This is a genomic window from Salinicoccus cyprini, assembly GCF_007713705.1.
GTDB lineage: Bacteria > Bacillota > Bacilli > Staphylococcales > Salinicoccaceae > Salinicoccus > Salinicoccus cyprini.
Genome location: NZ_VMSJ01000001.1, coordinates 493773 through 511857, shown reverse-complemented (window position 1 = coordinate 511857; position 18085 = coordinate 493773). Strand labels below are relative to the sequence as shown.

Annotated in this window: 17 protein-coding genes; 2 read left to right on the top strand and 15 right to left on the bottom strand. The window is 51.2% G+C overall.

The genetic code is table 11. From position 1 onward, the window contains the following. Positions 1 to 6: 6 nt before the first annotated feature. Together FO441_RS02465 and FO441_RS02460 are read right to left on the bottom strand one after the other, a co-directional pair. A complete protein-coding gene (locus tag FO441_RS02465; RefSeq protein ID WP_145285290.1) occupies positions 7 to 1644 on the bottom strand; it encodes a DAK2 domain-containing protein in 1638 nt (545 codons plus the stop codon). Between the two features lie 21 nt (positions 1645 to 1665). Further along, positions 1666 to 2034 carry an Asp23/Gls24 family envelope stress response protein gene (locus FO441_RS02460; protein WP_145285288.1) on the bottom strand — a complete coding sequence of 123 codons (369 nt, stop codon included), beginning with the start codon at positions 2032 to 2034 and terminating at the stop codon, positions 1666 to 1668. 412 nt (positions 2035 to 2446) lie between these two features. Between FO441_RS02460 and rpmB the strand changes: the two genes are divergently transcribed. Then, a complete protein-coding gene (gene rpmB, locus FO441_RS02455) occupies positions 2447 to 2635 on the top strand; it encodes a 50S ribosomal protein L28 (RefSeq protein ID WP_145285285.1) in 189 nt (62 codons plus the stop codon). Between the two features lie 41 nt (positions 2636 to 2676). On the opposite strand, the gene FO441_RS02450 is transcribed toward rpmB, so the two are convergent. From FO441_RS02450 to rsgA, 4 genes are read right to left on the bottom strand one after another with little or no spacing between them, the layout of a single operon-like run. After that, complete coding sequence (locus FO441_RS02450; protein ID WP_145285282.1) at positions 2677 to 3378, bottom strand: DUF554 domain-containing protein; 702 nt, start codon at positions 3376 to 3378, stop codon at positions 2677 to 2679. Between the two features lie 15 nt (positions 3379 to 3393). Further along, a complete protein-coding gene (locus FO441_RS02445; protein WP_145285279.1) occupies positions 3394 to 4017 on the bottom strand; it encodes a thiamine diphosphokinase in 624 nt (207 codons plus the stop codon). Positions 4018 to 4021: 4 nt separating this feature from the next. After that, positions 4022 to 4666 carry a ribulose-phosphate 3-epimerase gene (rpe, locus tag FO441_RS02440; protein WP_145285276.1) on the bottom strand — a complete coding sequence of 215 codons (645 nt, stop codon included), beginning with the start codon at positions 4664 to 4666 and terminating at the stop codon, positions 4022 to 4024. 1 nt (position 4667) lies between these two features. Further along, entirely contained in the window at positions 4668 to 5534 is an 867-nt protein-coding gene (gene rsgA / locus FO441_RS02435; protein WP_145285273.1) for a ribosome small subunit-dependent GTPase A, read from the bottom strand. Positions 5535 to 5622: 88 nt separating this feature from the next. Between rsgA and FO441_RS02430 the strand changes: the two genes are divergently transcribed. Next, positions 5623 to 5928 (top strand): rhodanese-like domain-containing protein, encoded by a 306-nt coding sequence (locus FO441_RS02430; protein WP_145285271.1) that lies wholly within the window; start codon positions 5623 to 5625, stop codon positions 5926 to 5928. 56 nt (positions 5929 to 5984) lie between these two features. Here FO441_RS02430 and FO441_RS02425 read toward each other — a convergent pair whose 3' ends face one another. The 9 genes from FO441_RS02425 to coaBC form a co-directional block, all read right to left on the bottom strand. Further along, positions 5985 to 6674 (bottom strand): sirohydrochlorin chelatase, encoded by a 690-nt coding sequence (locus FO441_RS02425; RefSeq protein WP_145285268.1) that lies wholly within the window; start codon positions 6672 to 6674, stop codon positions 5985 to 5987. Between the two features lie 68 nt (positions 6675 to 6742). Next, positions 6743 to 8014 carry a cytochrome P450 gene (locus tag FO441_RS02420; RefSeq protein ID WP_145285265.1) on the bottom strand — a complete coding sequence of 424 codons (1272 nt, stop codon included), beginning with the start codon at positions 8012 to 8014 and terminating at the stop codon, positions 6743 to 6745. 65 nt (positions 8015 to 8079) lie between these two features. Beyond that, positions 8080 to 10389, bottom strand: a complete 2310-nt coding sequence (gene pknB, locus FO441_RS02415) for a Stk1 family PASTA domain-containing Ser/Thr kinase (protein WP_145285262.1) — start codon at positions 10387 to 10389, stop codon at positions 8080 to 8082. Continuing rightward, entirely contained in the window at positions 10386 to 11129 is a 744-nt protein-coding gene (locus FO441_RS02410; protein ID WP_145285260.1) for a Stp1/IreP family PP2C-type Ser/Thr phosphatase, read from the bottom strand. The genes pknB and FO441_RS02410 overlap by 4 nt, the downstream gene beginning before the upstream one ends. 2 nt (positions 11130 to 11131) lie before the next feature. Next, on the bottom strand, positions 11132 to 12235 hold the full coding sequence (rlmN, locus tag FO441_RS02405) for a dual-specificity RNA methyltransferase RlmN (protein WP_145285257.1): 1104 nt from the start codon (positions 12233 to 12235) through the stop codon (positions 11132 to 11134). After that, positions 12235 to 13533, bottom strand: a complete 1299-nt coding sequence (gene rsmB, locus FO441_RS02400) for a 16S rRNA (cytosine(967)-C(5))-methyltransferase RsmB (RefSeq protein WP_145285254.1) — start codon at positions 13531 to 13533, stop codon at positions 12235 to 12237. The genes rlmN and rsmB overlap by 1 nt, the downstream gene beginning before the upstream one ends. Further along, positions 13534 to 14475: a methionyl-tRNA formyltransferase gene (gene fmt, locus FO441_RS02395; RefSeq protein ID WP_145285251.1), complete on the bottom strand. Its 942-nt coding sequence runs from the start codon at positions 14473 to 14475 to the stop codon at positions 13534 to 13536. Between the two features lie 12 nt (positions 14476 to 14487). Next, a complete protein-coding gene (gene priA / locus FO441_RS02390; RefSeq protein ID WP_145285249.1) occupies positions 14488 to 16869 on the bottom strand; it encodes a primosomal protein N' in 2382 nt (793 codons plus the stop codon). Further along, positions 16869 to 18056, bottom strand: a complete 1188-nt coding sequence (gene coaBC / locus FO441_RS02385; protein WP_145285246.1) for a bifunctional phosphopantothenoylcysteine decarboxylase/phosphopantothenate--cysteine ligase CoaBC — start codon at positions 18054 to 18056, stop codon at positions 16869 to 16871. The genes priA and coaBC overlap by 1 nt, the downstream gene beginning before the upstream one ends. Positions 18057 to 18085: the final 29 nt, after the last annotated feature.

Genomic DNA, 18085 nt, shown 5'->3' with positions numbered 1-18085 from the left:
TTATGACTATTCTACAGATAGCAGATAGCTGTATACCGGCTGCTGTCCATCATGAACCTCGAATTCCACTTCATCGTATTCGGATTCAAGCGCCTCTATGATGCGGTCCACTTCTTCCGGGTCCCCTTCATCACCGATCAGTACAGTGACGATTTCCGACTCTTCGTCAAGCATGGATTCGATCAGCTGCTTCAGCGAAGCTTCACGGGAATCATGCGCACCGGTGATCTTGCCGTCCTTGATGCCCATATGCTGATCCTTCCTGATTTCGATGCCGTCGATCTTCGTGTCCCTGACCGCATAGGTGACCTGTCCGGTCTTGACATGTTCAAGAGAAGCGACCATCGCATCCTTGTTCTCTTCAAGTTCTGCTTCGGGTGAATACACCAGGAGACTCGAGAGCCCTTCCGGAATGGAGCGTGTCGGGATGACGACTGCCGGAATCTCCAGCATATCCCGCGCCTGCTCCGCTGCCATGATGATATTCTTATTGTTCGGCAGTATGATAGCGGATTTGACCTCTTCATCTTCGATGGTTCTCAATATATCTTCCGTTGAAGGGTTCATCGTCTGTCCACCATTGATGACATGCGTGGCACCGATGCTTCTGAACAGCTCATTGACACCTTCCCCGGATGACACAGTGATGATGGCCGTATCATACCCTTCTTTTCTTGCTGGTGCCGCTTCCTTCTTGTGGTGCACCGCTCTGAACTGCTCGCGCATGTTCTCGATCTTCATCTTGATCAGTTCACCATATGTCGCACCGTAGGTCATGGCTTCGCCAGGCGTTTCCGTGTGGACGTGGACCTTGACGATCTCCTCATCCGAAATGACCAGCAGGGAATCGCCGAACTCGCTCATATCCTGCCGGAAATCGTCTTCATTGAATTCACGCTTGCCGGAGTCGAACCGTACCATGAATTCTGTACAGAAACCATATTCGATGTCTTCAACAGACATGAACTCATCAAAATCATGCTCATCATTGACAAATGTCTCCGTATCCGGCTTCCCGGACACTTCTATCGGTTCGCCTCGCAGCGCAGAAAGGAATCCTTCGTAGACGTATACAAGACCCTGTCCACCGGAATCCACCACACCGACCTCCTTCAGTACAGGGAGCAGTTCCGGCGTTCTTTCAAGGGATGCCTTCGCCTCCTTGATGACCGCTTCCATAATGGTGATGATGGAAGACTCGGTTGCTGAAATCTCCTCGACCTTGTTTGCAGAGTCTTTGGCAACTGTAAGAATTGTCCCTTCCACAGGTTTCATGACCGCCTTATAGGCAGTCTTGACCCCTGCTCCGAAAGCCGCTGTGAAGTCCGCTGCTTCTATTTCCTTCTTTTCCTCGATCGCTTTGGAAAATCCGCGGAAAAGCTGGGAAAGGATGACACCCGAATTGCCGCGTGCGCCCATGAGCAGCCCTTTGGAGAAGTGCTTCCCCACAGTACCGATATGGACATCTTCCTTATCCTCGACTTCATCTGCACCCGAGGTCATGGAAAGATTCATATTCGTCCCCGTGTCACCGTCCGGTACAGGGAAGACGTTTAAAGAATCCACATATTCAGCATGCCGCCGAAGATTTTCGGCCCCGCTTAAAATCATATTCCTGAACATTCTGCCATCTATCTTATCCATTACTTAATAAATCCTCCCTGGTCAGTCCTCGGTATTGATGATTCTGACACCCTGAACGTAGATATTCACCGATTTGATATCAAGCCCAAGCGTCTTTTCAAGTTTATATTTTACAGTTGATTGTACATTCGTCGCCACTTCCGAGATTTTGACTCCATAGCCTACGATGATATACAGGTCGATGCTGATGTCGCCATCCTTGTTGTCGACGATGACACCCCGTGCATAGTTCTCTTTACCGAGCAGTTCCGCAAAGCCATCCCTTACCTGATGCTTTGAAGCCATACCGACTACGCCATAGCTTTCCACTACTGCCCCACCGGCAATATTGGAGATGACATCCATCGCGATATCTATGCTGCCCAGTTCATTTTTTATTTCCAGAGTCATTGCTCTACCCCCTGTTGCATCATTTTATTATAAGCAGAAATGACATATGATTACAAGTGAGCCGTCACCTCAAATAAAGATCCTATAAAAATACATGCAATCCATATATCTGCTGTTTACTGTATTATATTTGACTTCCATTGTAAGCGCAAACCATTGGAGGTGAAACCTGGTACAGCGTCTGTTGTCTGAAAGGTCTGCTGTGCACTATATACCTTCCCTTCCATCCACCAGTCTAATCAGCTGTTCTGCACTGTTTCGGACAGATCGGAATCATTGCTGCACTGCGTCCGACTATCACTCCTGCAACTTTTGATGTAGACGTGAAGCATAAAATAATGTATTATATTAGAGTATGCAATTAAACCAACAATCAATGTTTATGGTAATTTCTATAAAAGGAGATGAAAATATGGCTAAAGAATGCTATTTCACTGGTCGTAAAGCGACTTCAGGAAACAACCGTTCACACGCGATGAACGCTAACAAAAGACGTTTTGGCGCCAACCTGCAGAAAGTAAGAGTCATGGTTGACGGCAAGCCGAAAAAAGTATGGGTTTCAGCTCGTGCGCTTAAATCCGGTAAAGTTGAACGCGTTTAATATCTAAAAAAACCATCCGACAGTGTCGGATGGTTTTTTTATTAGATGATGTTGATCAGATAGACCATGAACATTGCTGTAAAAATGGCAGGAATCATGTTGCCGACACGCATATGCGTGACATTGAGCATATTGAGACCGATGGCAAGCAGGATGACACCGCCGGTAGCGGTCACCTGCTGGATCATTGCATCCATCACCGGATCTGGAACAAATCTTGCAATCTGCTGGGCGGAAAGGATGATGCCCGACTCATACAGAAATGTCGGTATACCGGAGATGATGACCCCCATGCCATAGGTTGTCGTCATCACAATGGCGATGAAGAAGTCCATGATCGATTTGGTGAAAAGCACTTCATTCGACCCTCTGAGTCCGGCATCGAGACCACCGACGATCGCCATGGCTCCCACAATGAATACGAGCGTACCGGATACAAGCCCCTGGGATAGCGTTCCCGCATGCTTATCCCCAAGCTTGAACTCCAGCCAGTGGCCGAAGCGGTTGAGCAGCTCCTCGAGCCGGATGACCTCACCGATGACCACACCGACAATCAGGCTGAGCAGAGTCAGGATGATATCTTCCGCCTGTACGACCATCTGGATGCCGAGGGTGATGATGACCAGCGCCTGTATCTTCATGATCGAGTCCTTTATGTATTCCGGAATGAATGTAAATACCAGTCCGAGAAAACCACCGACAACAATCGCCAGTCCATTGACAAATGCACCTGTAAGAATCACTGCACCCCTCCTTTTCTAGTCATCCTTGGATTGTATCATAATTATCGGTTCATCTGTATGGACTTCTGCATGGTGCGCCACAAATTCGTTGCTGATCGTAAGTGTGGCACCGAGGGAAAGCCTGCGCCTCTCAAGATTGTACTCGAACCCTGAGAGAGTCAGTTCAGTGCCTTCGACATAAGGAATGAAGGAGACATATTTCATTCCTGCTGCCTTCTCGACATGGTGACTCCCTGCTTCAAGCCGCTGCATGACATTCTGCCGATCGATTATTCTGATGTCCGCCTCCCTGAAATCTCCATGCATGAGCATGAAGATATTGCCGATCATATGATCGAGCCTGCCCCCGGTCGCCCCGTATACATCTATCGAGCTGTAGCCGCGCAACACCAGGTCACGGAGACACATCTCAAGATCTGTATCATCTTTTCTCGAGGGGACGGGGGTGACTGCCAGGCGTTCCTCGATATACTTCCATTCCGCACTGCTGACGGAATCGAAGTCCCCATACGTATAATGCGGCGTGATGTCCTCAAGAAGCAGCAGATAGACGCCCCGGTCGACGCCGGTCCAGGCTTCGCCCTGCCTCTCTTTCAATGCACCCGATTGATCCTCACGGATCAGAACATTCATATGCATCCAATCACCCCTTCATTCTGCTGACTGCAGCCTTCCAATCCTCCGATTTGAACAGATGGGAGCCGCTGACAAGCAGGTCCGCACCAGCCGCTCTGCAGATCCCGGCAGTTTCATCGTTGATGCCGCCATCCACTTCAATTTCATAACCATAGTCATTCTCCTGTCTCAGCGCATCGAGCTGTTCGATCTTCAGGACGCCGCTGCCGATGAACTTCTGTCCACCAAAACCTGGATTGACCGTCATGATGAGAATGAAGTCTATCTCAGGAAGCAGATGCTCGATCAAGGATACCGGTGTGTGCGGATTCAGTACGATGCCCGCTTTCATCCCACTTTCCTGTATGCGCTGCATCAGCCTGTGCGGATGATTCGTCGCCTCGATATGGAAGGACACCATGCTGATGTCCATTCTGCTGAATTCATCTATGAACTGTTCCGGCTCATGCGTCATCAGATGGACATCGAGAGGGATGGAGGCTGTCCTGCTGATGGCTTCAACGACCGGCAGACCATAGGAGATGTTCGGCACAAACTGGCCGTCCATGATATCCAGATGAAATATATCAGCGCCCGCCTCCTCCATTTTCCTTATATCTTCCCCAAGCTTTGCAAAGTCACTGGCCAGCAGTGACGGAAGTATTTTGACCATATTAGTATCTCGCCTTTCTGTTTTCAATTTCCTGATAGATGGCTGTATAGCTTCTGTAGCGGCTCTCCGGCAGCTCACCTGCTGCCACGGCATTCTTTACACCGCATTTCGGTTCATTCATATGCTGGCATTCCCGGAATTTGCAGGACTCGCTGTAATGGTTGAAATCCGGGAAACAGAATTTCAGATTATGCTTGTCGAGCTCACTGAATTCGATTGTACTGAACCCTGGCGTGTCGGCAATCAGTCCGCCGCCGATTTCAACCAGCTCCACATGACGTGTTGTGTGCTTGCCACGATTGAGCGCATTGGAGATCTCATTCGTGTCGAGCTCGAGCTCCGGTACGAGTGTATTCAGAAGCGTCGACTTGCCGACACCCGACTGGCCGGCCAGCACACTGATCTTATCTTTGAAAATATCTTTCAGCGCTTCATTGATATGATCACGGTCTGTAAAATGGATGTCATACGTCGAACGGTATACTGATGCGATCTGCGCCATGTATTCATCATCCTGGACGAGATCCGTCTTCGTAATCACGATGACCGGCTCTATATCATGCGCCTCGGCATAGGCGAGGAAGCGGTCCAGCAGATAATAGCTGAATTCAGGGGACTTCATGCTCATCGTTACGAGCACCTGGTCGATATTTGCGACCGGTGGGCGTACCAGGGCATTCCTGCGCGGATGTATCTCTCCGATATATCCCTGATTTTCATTTTCAATCTGGAAAGTCACCATATCACCGACAAGCGGTGACTCCTTCGTTTTTCTGAACAATCCGCGCGCACGTGTTTCATACAGACTGCCTTCGGATTCCACATAATAGAATCCACTCAATGCTTTTATTATTCTTCCTTTTTGCATACTTCACCCCGAACTCATTTTCCTTCATTATAACAGTTCCGCAGTTTATGATAAAATGTGAGGAGAACTTATATAAGGAGGAGACAGTATGGCAGATGCAATCCACGCAAGCGAAGTGCAGCATGTAACACAGGATCCGGACAATGTGCTGATCGATGTCAGGGAAAGGGATGAGCTTGAAGAGACCGGTTTTGTTCCAGGTGCACAGCACTACCCGATGTCGAACTTCGACAGTGCGCTCCCGACCCTCGACAAGGACAAGAAGTACTATGTCATGTGCCGCTCCGGCCAGCGCAGCGCGCAGGTGCAGAACTACCTGATGGACAACGGCTACGAAGCAGTCAATGTTGAAGGCGGCATCATGGCCTATGACGGTCCGGTCAACCATCTATAGCCGCAATTGAAGGTGCCTCCCTTGCTGGGGGGCACCTTTATTCATGCCCAGCAACTCTACTTGTCATACATATGATCCATGATGATCTCCTTCAACATGGAATCAAAATTGACGGATGGAGTGAAATTGACCGAGGTACTCCCTGTTTCATCCATCACCGCTTCTTTCATTTTCGATGTAAGGAACCCATCCTCGAGAGCAATCGGAATGACGTGGAAGGTGTCATACTGCGCTTCCAATCCGGGAATGACGTGCGCCACCGACAATTTCCCCCGGAGCATGCATGGATGAAGCGGACGCCTGGTCTCCACTTTTGACAGCAGGTCGAAAAGCTCCCGGTCCGCCGCGGCATAGTCCGCGTTGCCATGGGCCATTACGAGGGCCACACCGTCTTCCGGCAGCTCGGATAGACGCTTTTCAATAAAGCGCTGCATCAGCGGATGATGGCTCAGTACAGGTGCAATGCTGCATTCGATGTCATCATGGCTTTCCCTCACCCGCCCGATTGCGCGTGGAATGTCCCGGCAGTAGTGGGAAGCGGAAAAGAAAAGTACCGGCACGACATTGAAGTTCCGGTGCCCTTGCCGGACGCATCGTTCCATCACCTGGTCGACACTGCGCTCATGGCTCTCGATGAAAGCAGCATGATAGTTTCCGGTTTCCCCCATCAGGCTGCGAAGCCTGCCGGCCAGTGCATCATTGCGGGATTCATCTTTCGAGCCGTGCAAAACGATGATCTGTTCCATATCAAGATCCCCCTGATCCAATATAATAAAAGGCTGCAGACATTGTCTGCAGCCTTTTGATCGCAAGCTTATCTACGGTCGAGATTCTCTTTGACATTCTCGATGACAAAGCCACTCTTGACGTATCCTGGAATACTGTTGAGATCCACTCTCAGATCCTGTTCAGGCACATCGTATGTGATTCTGCCTGCAAAGTACTTCATCGTCTCTTCCATGATGATGACGGTCATCCACTCGCCTGCACAACGGTGGTTCGTGTAGTAGTCGCCGCCGCCTTGCGGAATCAGGTCGAACGGGCTGCCATCCCAGTCGAGGAAACGCTCAGGACGGAATTCGTTCGGATTCTCGAATACATCTTCCCGGTGCATTGTGCCATAGATGTCAAGCAGAAGCATCGTATCCTTGTCCACTTTATGGCCATCAAAATGAAAATCGGTTTTCGCTTTGGCCGGCAGGAAAGGAACGAATGGATAGAAGCGTCTGACTTCCTGGGAGAACATGTAGGCATAGTCATCTTCATTATTGATCTTTTCTCTTGAAACTGGGAACTCATGCATCGCAAGCAGACCGAATGAAACGAAGCGGTTGATCGCAATCAGAGGACGGAACGTATTCATCAGATCAATCGCACAGAGTCTGGAATCCATCGGATTGCCGAGATAATCTTCCCAGTGTGCAAACTCATAGAGCGCTGTACCTTCAGGAGGGAAGATCTTGCCTTTACGTGTCTGGATGATCTGGTCTTCAAGCCAGTCCTCCACGCGACGGCGTGCCTTTACAGAGGAGCGGTAGCCTTTGAACGCTGTTCCGAGACCTCTGAAGGAATCGATCATGATGTCCATGTCCGTAGCGATTTCTTCAATCTTCTCTTCAGGCGCCTGTACACCTGCCCATTTGGTACCGACTTTTGTCAGGAGGATGATGGATTCCCTGTAGATGTTGATCTGGTCCATCTGTTCCATTCTGTGGGTGTTCATGTACCAGTGGTTGCGTGTCAGTTCCCTAAGGTGCTTCAGGTTGCCTTCTGTCATCAAGGACATGAAAAGGGCTTTTCTATCGATGTGCTTCTTGCCTGTAGTCGTGTGGATCGCACCTTTACCGAACAGTGTATTCACGACACGTTTAGGCAGCGTACCTTTACGCTCGATCTTATCGTTGTCATAGAAAGTTTCCGCTGCTTTCTTTCCACTGAGAACGAGGACGCGCTTGCCACCCAGTCCACGTGTTTCGAAAATGTTATCTGCGCCCAGTCGATTGCGCTGGTTCGTTGTATAGAGATATCCTTCTTTCATGACTTTCAGAGTGTTATCGAGACCTTTGTCCCTCTTGATTGTGCTCATAAGTTCTCCTCCAATTTCAGTATTCCTACCTCATTATATATAAATCATGCCATATATGCCAACAATTACTCGTAGGGAATTTCTTCCTCTGCGATGACTTCCCCTTCCCGTTCGATACGGTAGGAGGCCATCTCGCCTTCCTGGATGATGAGGCTGATCGTATATTCGGTATCCTCGGTAATTTCAATTGTATCTGCAGGATCCTCAATGGAATGTTCGCTGTCTTCTATATAAATCTCCACATTCTTCGGTTCGGAGCCATCTTCTTCGTCGGGTGCCTCATCCTCCTCGGAAGCGTAGGGGATGGTGATCTCCTTGACGAATTCTTTTTCTCGTGCCGGCTCCGCTCCGAGTGAAACGACCATGCGGACATTTGTATCTTCCGGCACCAGCTCACCTTCATCCGGAGTCTGGCTGATCACACTGCCTTCCTCGACTTCGCTGCTGTAGGCTTCCTGGATCATTTCCACAGTGAAGCCCTGCTCTTCAAGCGCCGCCTTTGCAGTGTCGAAAGGCTCACCGGTATAGTCAGTGATTTCAATCTGCGCCGGCCCTTGTGAAACAGTGAGTGTGAGCGTCTCTTCAGATGGGACGACTTCAGTGCCTGCTTCTATGGACTGTGAAAGGATGGTGCCTTCATCTGCGGAATCATTCTCCTCTTCCACCTGCAGCTCGAATCCAAGCGTTTCGAGTTCTTCCCTTACAGCATCGTAGGATTGACCAGTATAATCCTCCAGTACAATCGACTGCGGTCCCCGTGAGATGGTGAGTACGAGCGTCTCATCCGTCGGTACAACTTCAGTCCCCGCTTCTATGGACTGGGTGAGGATGGTGCCGGATTCACTGCTGTCGTATACCTGCTCCAGTTCAACAGCGAATCCCTGCTCGGCAAGTTCCGCTTCCACGCTGTTATACAGCTGTCCTGTATAGTTCCGCATCTCGACAGGCTCGATGCCCTGGGAGATGGTGAGTGAGAGGGATGACTCGCTCGGGTCGACTTCCGTGCCGGGTTCTATGGATTGGGAAATGATGGTGCCCGGCTCTGAATCATCGTAGGCTTCCTCCACCTCCAGCGAATCAAACCCGAGGTCATTGATTGAACCAAGCACACTGTCGTAACTTTCACCGGTAAAATTCTCCATTACATAGGGTTCTTCTCCTCTGCTGATGATGAAGTCCACTGTCGCACCCTTTTCCACTTCAGTACCGGAGACAGGGGTCGTCTCGACTATTCTGCCTTCAGCGAACGTACTGTTGTACTCCTCTGAAACTTCCCCCATCACCAGACCATTGTCCGAAAGGACCGCCTCTGCGTCGTCCATTGTCATATCCTGCATATCGGGCAGGGCGATCGGGTCATCTCCGGACAAGAACAGATAGAATAGAATTGCCAGGGCACCAAGTATCAGCAGTACCGGGAGCAGCCACAGCATCCACCGCCGTTTTTTCGGTGGCGCAGGTGTTTCCTGCTGTTCTTCCGGCTCTTTTGATACCGGCGGCTTGACAGGTGCGGATTCGACCGTCCTGTCAATATCAGCAGGCACTGCGGCCGCACTGATCGGACGCCCTTCCTTGAAGCTGTTCAGATCCTTCACGACATCATCGACCTGCCTGTAGCGGCGGTGCGGATCCTTTTCGGTGCACTTGTAGACGATATAGGCGAGATCCTCGTGGATGTCACGATGTCTGGAAATGTTCGGGAACGGCTCTGAAATATGTTTCAGTGCCACAGACACTGGTGTCTCCCCGTCAAACGGCAGCTCTCCGGTGATCAGTTCATATAGCACAATGCCGAATGAATAGATATCCGTCCGTTCATCGGTCATATGGCCTTTGGCCTGCTCGGGTGAGATGTACTGCACCGACCCCATCACCTGGTTGGTCTCTGTGAGGCGGGTTTCACTCAGCGCCTTGGCAATACCGAAATCCGTTATTTTGATCTGCTGTGTTTCATCCATCAGCAAGTTCTGAGGTTTGATATCGCGATGGATGATGCCGGCGCTATGGGCATGCCGAATGCCTCTTAGAATCATTTCACTGATGCGGATCACTTCGTCGATTGAAATGGGGTGGTTTTCATCAATGAAGGACTTCAATGTGGGTCCATGAACGACTTCCGTCACAAGCAGATGGTACTCTTCAGATTCATCAACATCGAGCACACTGACGATGTTCGGGTGTGCAAGATGGATGGTACTCTCGACTTCCCGCTGGAAACGCGCCTTCGACTTTTCCCTGTTGTGGTGATCGACCTTGATCATCTTCAGGACAACTTCACGGTCCAGGATGATGTCATGTGCGAGGTAGACCGAACTCATACCGCCCCCGAGGTATTCCATTACCCGGTATCGATCGGAAACGATGCGGCCGATCAAACCGATCCACTCGCTTTCAGATCGGCAAGAACAAGGCTGATATTATCTGTGGATCCTTCTTTTATCGCACGTTCCGTCAATTGTGCTGCCTTATCCGTCATCGCAGCCTCAGCGCGGATGATGGCATGGAGTTCACTGTCGTCAAGATTGTCCGTCAGTCCGTCGGAGGCAAGCAGCAGATAGTCGTACTGCCTGTTCCTCAGCCTGAATACATCCGCCTGGATCAGGCGGTCCGTCCCCATCGCCTTCGTAATGATATTGCGCTTCGGATGACGTTTTGCTTCCTCTGCTGTAATTTCTCCTGCATCCACCAGCAGATTGACGAATGAATGATCATTCGTCACCTGGTCGATGCCCCGGCTGTTCATGACATAGGCTCTGGAGTCACCGACATTCAGAATGATGAGTGTCTCTTCGATGACAGCGCATAGTACAAGCGTCGTACCCATACCCTGATATTCGGGATGCTCCTGCTGATAGTCATACATCCGCCTGTTGACGTCCATCACCAGCCGCCGCAAGAACTCCACACCTTCTTCGACATTCAGCAGATTCTGCTCCTGCCAGGCAGCTTTGATTTCGTCGTGTACGAACTGGCTTGCGACGTCCCCATACCGATGGCCGCCCATGCCATCGGCTACAAGCATCAGCATCTGGCCGGTGCCATTTTCAAAAATACCTGTAACGTCCTCGTTGAGATCCCTGTAATCTCCACGAATGCTCCGATCGATCGCTTTCAAGGCTACTCCCCCGTCTCCTGTTTTGATTCTTTCGCTCTCAGCTGTCCGCAGGCAGCATCGATGTCCGTGCCCTGCTCTCTTCTCAACGTCGCATTTACACCACACTCGTTCAATGTTTCAAGAAACGAGAAAATATCATCACGGCTCGTACGTACGTAGTTGCGTTCCGGTACGTGGTTGACCGGGATCAGATTGACGTGGCACTTCAGATCCTTGATCAGCTCGCTCAGTTCCCGTGCGTGCTCCGGCTGGTCGTTGACGCCGCCGAACAGGCCGTACTCGAAAGTGATTCTGCGGTTTGTCTGCTGCTGATAGTACTTCAAAGATTCCATCAGCTTATCGATATCATAGGCGCGGTTGATCGGCATCAGCCTTGTTCTGATGTCATTGTCTGCTGCATGCAGGCTGACAGCGAAGTTGATCTGGATATCCTCGTCTGCAAAATCATAGATTCTCGGCACGATGCCGCTTGTCGAAACGGTAATGTGGCGGGCACCGATATTCAGTCCATCATCATGATTGATGATGCGGAGGAACTGCATCATCTGCACATAGTTCTCGAACGGCTCGCCGATGCCCATGATGACGACGCTGCTGACACGCTCGTCACGATCATCCAGAACCTTCTGGATCTGGACGATCTGTGAGACGATCTCCCCCGCTTCAAGGTTGCGCTTCAGTCCACCGAGTGTGGAGGCACAGAAGCTGCAGCCGATCTGGCAGCCGACCTGTGTTGTGACACAGACGGAATTGCCGTAGTCATGGCGCATCAGTACCGTTTCGATCGTATAGCCATCACGCAGACGGAAAAGGAACTTCATCGTTCCGTCCTTGCTCTCCTGCTTGACGACCGTCTCGAGCGGGTCGATGCTGTAGCTTGCATCAAGCGCTTCACGCATGCTTTTCGGCAGGTTCATCATATCCTGGAAGCTGTCCACACGGTGCGTATAGAGCCATTCGAATATCTGTGCGCCACGGTACTTGTCCTCGCCCCACTGGATGGCCAGGTCTTCAAGATCTGAAAGGGACAGGGAATAGATGGAGGGCTGGTCGAAATCGGGCTGTCTGTTATTTTTTATCGGTTTTTTTGGTGGTCTCTGTATCATTATTTTTCCTTCTTTCTGAACCTGGCAATGAAGAACCCGTCAGTGCCTGCCTCCTGGGGCAGTATCTGTCGGTATGGACCTTCAAAATCAAATGCCTCGAGCACAAATGGATCGAATTCGATGTCATCATTCTGTTTCATGAATGTATAGGCGACATTTTCGTTCTCCATCTGATGGATGGTGCAGGTGGAGTATATGAGGACTCCGCCAGGCTTCAAGTAATTTTTTATATTGGATAGGATTTCAAGCTGAAGGTCGACCAGCGTGTCGATATCCTCTGCCTTCCGTTCATATCTGATTTCCGGTTTTCTGCGGATGACACCAAGCCCGGAGCAGGGTGCGTCTACGATGATGCGGTCATACTGGCGCGGGTAGACTGTGCGCGTGGCATCTCCCTGGAATACGTCGTATCCGGTCAGCTCGAGGCGTTCGGCCTGCTGTTCGATCAGCGGGATCTTATGTTCGTGGATATCACTCAGGTCGACGTGGCCGTGCGGCACCTTCTCAAGTGCATGGAGCCCCTTGCCGCCCGGTGCACTGCACGCATCAAGGATGATATCATCCGGCTGTGGCGACAGGGCATCGTTGACGAGCATCGAGCTGACATCCTGTATGCTGAAGAGTCCTTGCTGATAGAGGGCAGACTGGAGCACCTCCCCTTTGACTTCAATGGCATCCTTCTGTATGTCGGAAGGGATGGCACCAAGGCCTTCATCAAGCAGACGTGATACGAGTTCTTTTCGGGTGATGCGTGCGGTATTGGTACGGACATACAATTTCGGACGATTGTTCAGAGCATGGGCGATTCCCCTTGCCCCATCGATGCCGTAGTGGGTCTTCCAGTGCGAGATGATCCACTCCGGAATGCTCGTTTCGATGGACAGGCGTGCCGTCTCGCTTCTTATATGTGCGACGTCCTGCAGTGGTTCGCGCTCAAAGCTTCGAAGTATGCCATTGATCGCCTTGCCGGCCAGCGGCCCGCCCCGCTTCTTGGCAATCTCCACCGCTTCATTGATGGCGGCGTAGTTCGGCACACGGTCGAGCCAGACGATCTGGTAGACGGTGATATCCAGCAGATTTCTCTGCCAGCGTTTCAATTTTGTACGGATGAACGGTCTGATGTGGAATTGGATGGTGAGCTTTTTTGAAATTGTACCATAGACGATCTCCGTCAGCAGTCCCCGGTCATTGGAAGCAAGGTCGCTGCTTCTGATCATGTCGTTCAGTACGATGTTGCTGAAGCCGCCCTCATCTACTACGCGGCTGTAGGCATCAAGCGCCATTTCCCGTAATTGCATCTATTCCACCTGCCCGAGCACGATGCCATTAATCTGTCTGCCTGCTGCAAATTCCACAGCCTTCGTGCGCTTCTTGCCGGCAAGCTGTACGGCAGTGATTTCGACTGTCCCACCATCACCGCAGGCGACTCTGATGCCGTCCGGTGTCGTATCGACAATTGTACCCGGCGTGGATCCGGATGCACCTTCAGACGGTCTTGCTTCGTATATCTTAAGCCGCTTGCCGTCATATTCCGTATATGCGCCGGGCCAGGGTGACAGGCCGCGTATATGATTGAACACTTCGCGTGCGCCTTTCGACCAGTCGATCCGTTCATCCGATTTGGAGATGTTCGGGCTGACTGTCACAAGATCGTCATCCTGCGGAATGCTGTCGTTCTTTTTCTGCAAAATGTCCGGCAGCGTGTCCATCAGAAGATCGGCGCCGATTCCGGAAAGTCTGTCATGCAGCGTACCGGTATCATCCTGGTCTGTAATCGGTGTGGAACGACTGCTGATGATGTTTCCACTGTCCAGGCCTTCGGCCATGTACATGAGGGTCACACCCGTCTCGCTGTCCCCTTCCATGATGGCGCGGTGGATCGGCGCGCCGCCCCTATGCCTCGGCAGCAGCGATGCATGGACGTTGATGGCGCCGAGACGCGGAATATCAAGCAGTGCCTTCGGCAATATCTGTCCATAGGCTGCCGTAATGATCAGATCCGGCTCGATTTCCCTGATTCTGTCGAGGGCATCCTCATTGCGGATGCGGTCGGGCTGGAACAGCGGGATATCGAGTGCCTTTGCCGTCTCTGCTACAGGGGGCGATGTCAGTATCCGTTTTCTGCCCACTGGCTTATCCGGCTGGCTTACGACCATTGCTACATGATATTTCTCATGAAGTTCTTTTAGTATCGGCACGGAAAAATCCGGTGTGCCCATGAATATGATGGTTTCTGTCATAATGTATTCCTCCTACATGATCACTAGCGGATCGACATCGATTCTTAAGGAAATGCCCTCCGTCCTATATGCCTCATGGTAGTGTTCGTCCAATGTATTGAGCATTTTGAGCAGCTCGGGCTCTCTTTTATATTTGAGCATGATTTGGAAACGGTACTGGCGGTTGATACGCTCAAGCGGACTCGGGGATGGCCCGACAATGATGGACTGGTCCGAAACTTCCTGGACCAGTGTATCATGGATGTGGGTCGTCGCCTTCAGGCATTTTCTGATGTCCTCACTTGATACTGTAAACAGTACGTGGAAATAGTATGGCGAGTAGCGCGCCAGCCGTCTGAAAGCCATTTCCTTGTCATAGAAGCTTCTATAGTCATTTTCCTTGGCCAGCTGTATTGCATAGTGTGTCGGATTGTATGTCTGGAAGATCACTTCCCCGGACAGCTCGTGACGGCCAGCACGCCCCGACACCTGGGTCAGCAGCTGATACGTTTTTTCATTTGCTCTGAAGTCGGGCAGGTTCAGCATGGTGTCGGCATTCAGTACACCGACAAGCGTCACTTTCGGATAGTCGAGACCTTTGGCGATCATCTGCGTACCGAGCAGAATCGGGATCTCCTCCTGCTCAAAATGATCCAGCAGCTTTTCATGCATGCCTTTTCTTCTCGTCGTATCATTATCCATCCTGACGACTTCAGTGTCGAACATATCCCGGAGTATCTCCTCCACTTTCTCCGTTCCTGTACCACGGAACGTCACTTCATCGCTCTGGCAGTTGTCACATGTCCTGTGCACGGCACTTTCGTAACCGCAATAGTGGCACATGAGGCTCTGGTTCGCCTTGTGGTAGGTCAGCGAAATGTCGCAGTTCGGACACATCGGAACGTACCCGCAGCTCTGACAGATCTGGAAGTTGGAGTAGCCGCGGCGGTTCAGCAGGAGCACGGTCTGCTCCCCCTTTTCGATCCTTTCGCGGATGCCTGCTTCGAGTGTACCGGAAATGATGGAAGTGTTGCCCATCCGGTGTTCTTCCGACATGTCGACGATGCTGATTTCAGGCAGCACTTTCGTGCCGGCCCGCATCGTCAGTTCCAGACGTTCGTAGACACCGCGCTCGCTCCTGGCAAATGTTTCAAGGCTTGGTGTGGCGGTTCCGAGAATCAGCGGGCAGTTGTGGTATCTGCTTCTGAACTTGGCCACTTCCGTCGCATGATACATCGGACGGTCGCTCTGCTTGTATGTCGTTTCATGCTCTTCATCGACGATGATGGCACCGACATTTTCAAAGGGGGCGAAGATGCTGCTTCTGGCTCCGACGGAAACACGCGCACGGCCCTCCTTGATCTTGCGCCATTCATCATACTTCTCACCATGGGACAGGCCCGAGTGCAGTACGGCAACATCATCGCCGAAGCGTCGCTTGAAGCGATTGACCATCTGGGGGGTCAGTGCGATTTCAGGCACCAGCATGATGGCCGTCTTCCCTTCGTCCAGTGCCTTCTGGATGACCTGGAGGTAGACTTCGGTCTTTCCGCTGCCTGTAATGCCGTGAAGCAGAAACGTCTTCGCTTCATGTTCGTCCATGGCTGATGTGATTCTGCCGTATGCATGCTGCTGCTCGGAATTGAGCACTTTCGGAGAATCGCTTGTAAACACGCGGTCGCTGTATGGATCCCGTTCCATCTCAGCCTCCACTTTGGCAATCAGGCCCTTCTTATGAAGTGCATTGATCAGTGCATTGGAAAAGCCGTCATTGACGAGGTCCCTTACGAAAATCGGGTCGGAAGCGGCACTGATGACATCGTACAGTTCCTGCTGCTTCTTTGCACGGGAAAGATCGACATCGGCCTGCTTCAATGAATAGACGGCAAGTGCCATCTTTCTTTTCGTGTGCTGTGTAATGACCGTCTCTTCCTGGATATCTCCGGATTTCAAGTAGGGGGACAGAGCTTCAAGCGCATCTGGTTCAAGACGCTTCGTTTCGGCTTCCGCCCCGCCCGAAATGCTTGAAAGTACCTGCTCTGCTTCAGCAGTATGGGAATCGGCAAGCCTGAGCACCTTCTTGTAGTTCGCCTTCAGAGCAGCCGGCAGAATCGTCTCTATGACACTGATGTACTGGTCGACATAGTAGTCTGCCAGATACATGGCAATCGTAATCATCTCCTCCGTCAGCACCGGTTCGATGTCCAGGGTGCGTGCAATCTCCTTGATTCTCGTCGGATCGAAATCGGTTGTTTCGTTGAGCGACATGACATAGCCCTGTATCGTTCTCGGGCCGAATGGCACGAGTACCCGGTGACCGATCCGGATCAGTCCTTCCATGCCGGAAGGGATCCTGTAGTCGAACACCTGGTTGACGCTTTTGCTCGGTATATCAACTATGACTGAAGCAAACATTACTCGGGCCACCTCTTTGCAAGTGCATCGATGATGCGGTCGGCAAGCACCATCTTGTCCATTTTTTCAAAAGGGATGCGGCCCCCTTCCTTGAAGAGCATGACGACTTCGTTGTCCGTACTGTTCATGCCGATTGATGGATCCGAAACATCGTTCATGACGATGCAGTCGGCATTTTTGCGCTTCAGTTTATCAAGCGCATACTGTTCCACATCATCCGTTTCGGCAGCAAAGCCGACAACATACATATCTCCTTTATTTTCACCCGCGTACTGCAGAATATCCTCGGTCTGTTTCATATCGATCGAGATGTTTCCACTGCCCTGCTTCTTCATCTTGCTGTCCATCCGGGAAACCGGCGTAAAATCACTGACGGCTGCAGTGAAGATGCCGAGATCTGCATCCATATGGGATTTGACAGCTTGGAACATATCATCCGTCGATACGACATCGACGACTGTGACACCATAAGGCACAGGCAGGTTCACAGGTCCGCTCACGAGGACCACTTCTGCCCCCTGGCTGTGTGCAGCTTCAGCCAGTGCATATCCCATCCTGCCGCTCGAGTGATTGGTGATGTAGCGGATCGGATCGATCGCTTCCTGCGTGGGTCCTGCTGTGATCAGGACTTTCTTCCCTTTGAACTTTTCACCGGTTTCAAGAAGCTCCTCCACATAGGCTTTTATTTCAGGTACATTCGCCATACGCCCTTTGGCGTTGTAGCCGCAGGCCAGAAAGCCGGATTCGGAATCGATGAAATGATAGCCCTCATTCATCAATGTCTGCATATTCCGCTGGACGGCCGGCTGATGGTACATATGGACGTTCATGGCAGGTGCCAGAATGACCGGCTTGGTATTTGCAGCAAGTACATTGAGCAGCATATTGTCATAGATGCCGTTTGCCAGTCTGCTGATCGTGTTGGCGGTTATGGGTGCAACAACAATAATATCCGCCCATTCCCCGATGCTGATATGGGAAATGACTGACGGATCCTCTTCTTTGAACGTATCTGTATAGACGTGATTGCGGCTGATCGCCTGAAAGGCGAGCGGTGTTACAAACTCCAGGGCATTTCCTGTCAGTACGACACGGACAGCGTGGCCTGCCTGGATCAGCTTGCTTGTCAGGTCTACAGCTTTGTATGCGGCAATACCACCGGTAACTCCGATTACAATATTTGCCATGTCTTCACCTCATAAAAAAGCTGACAAAA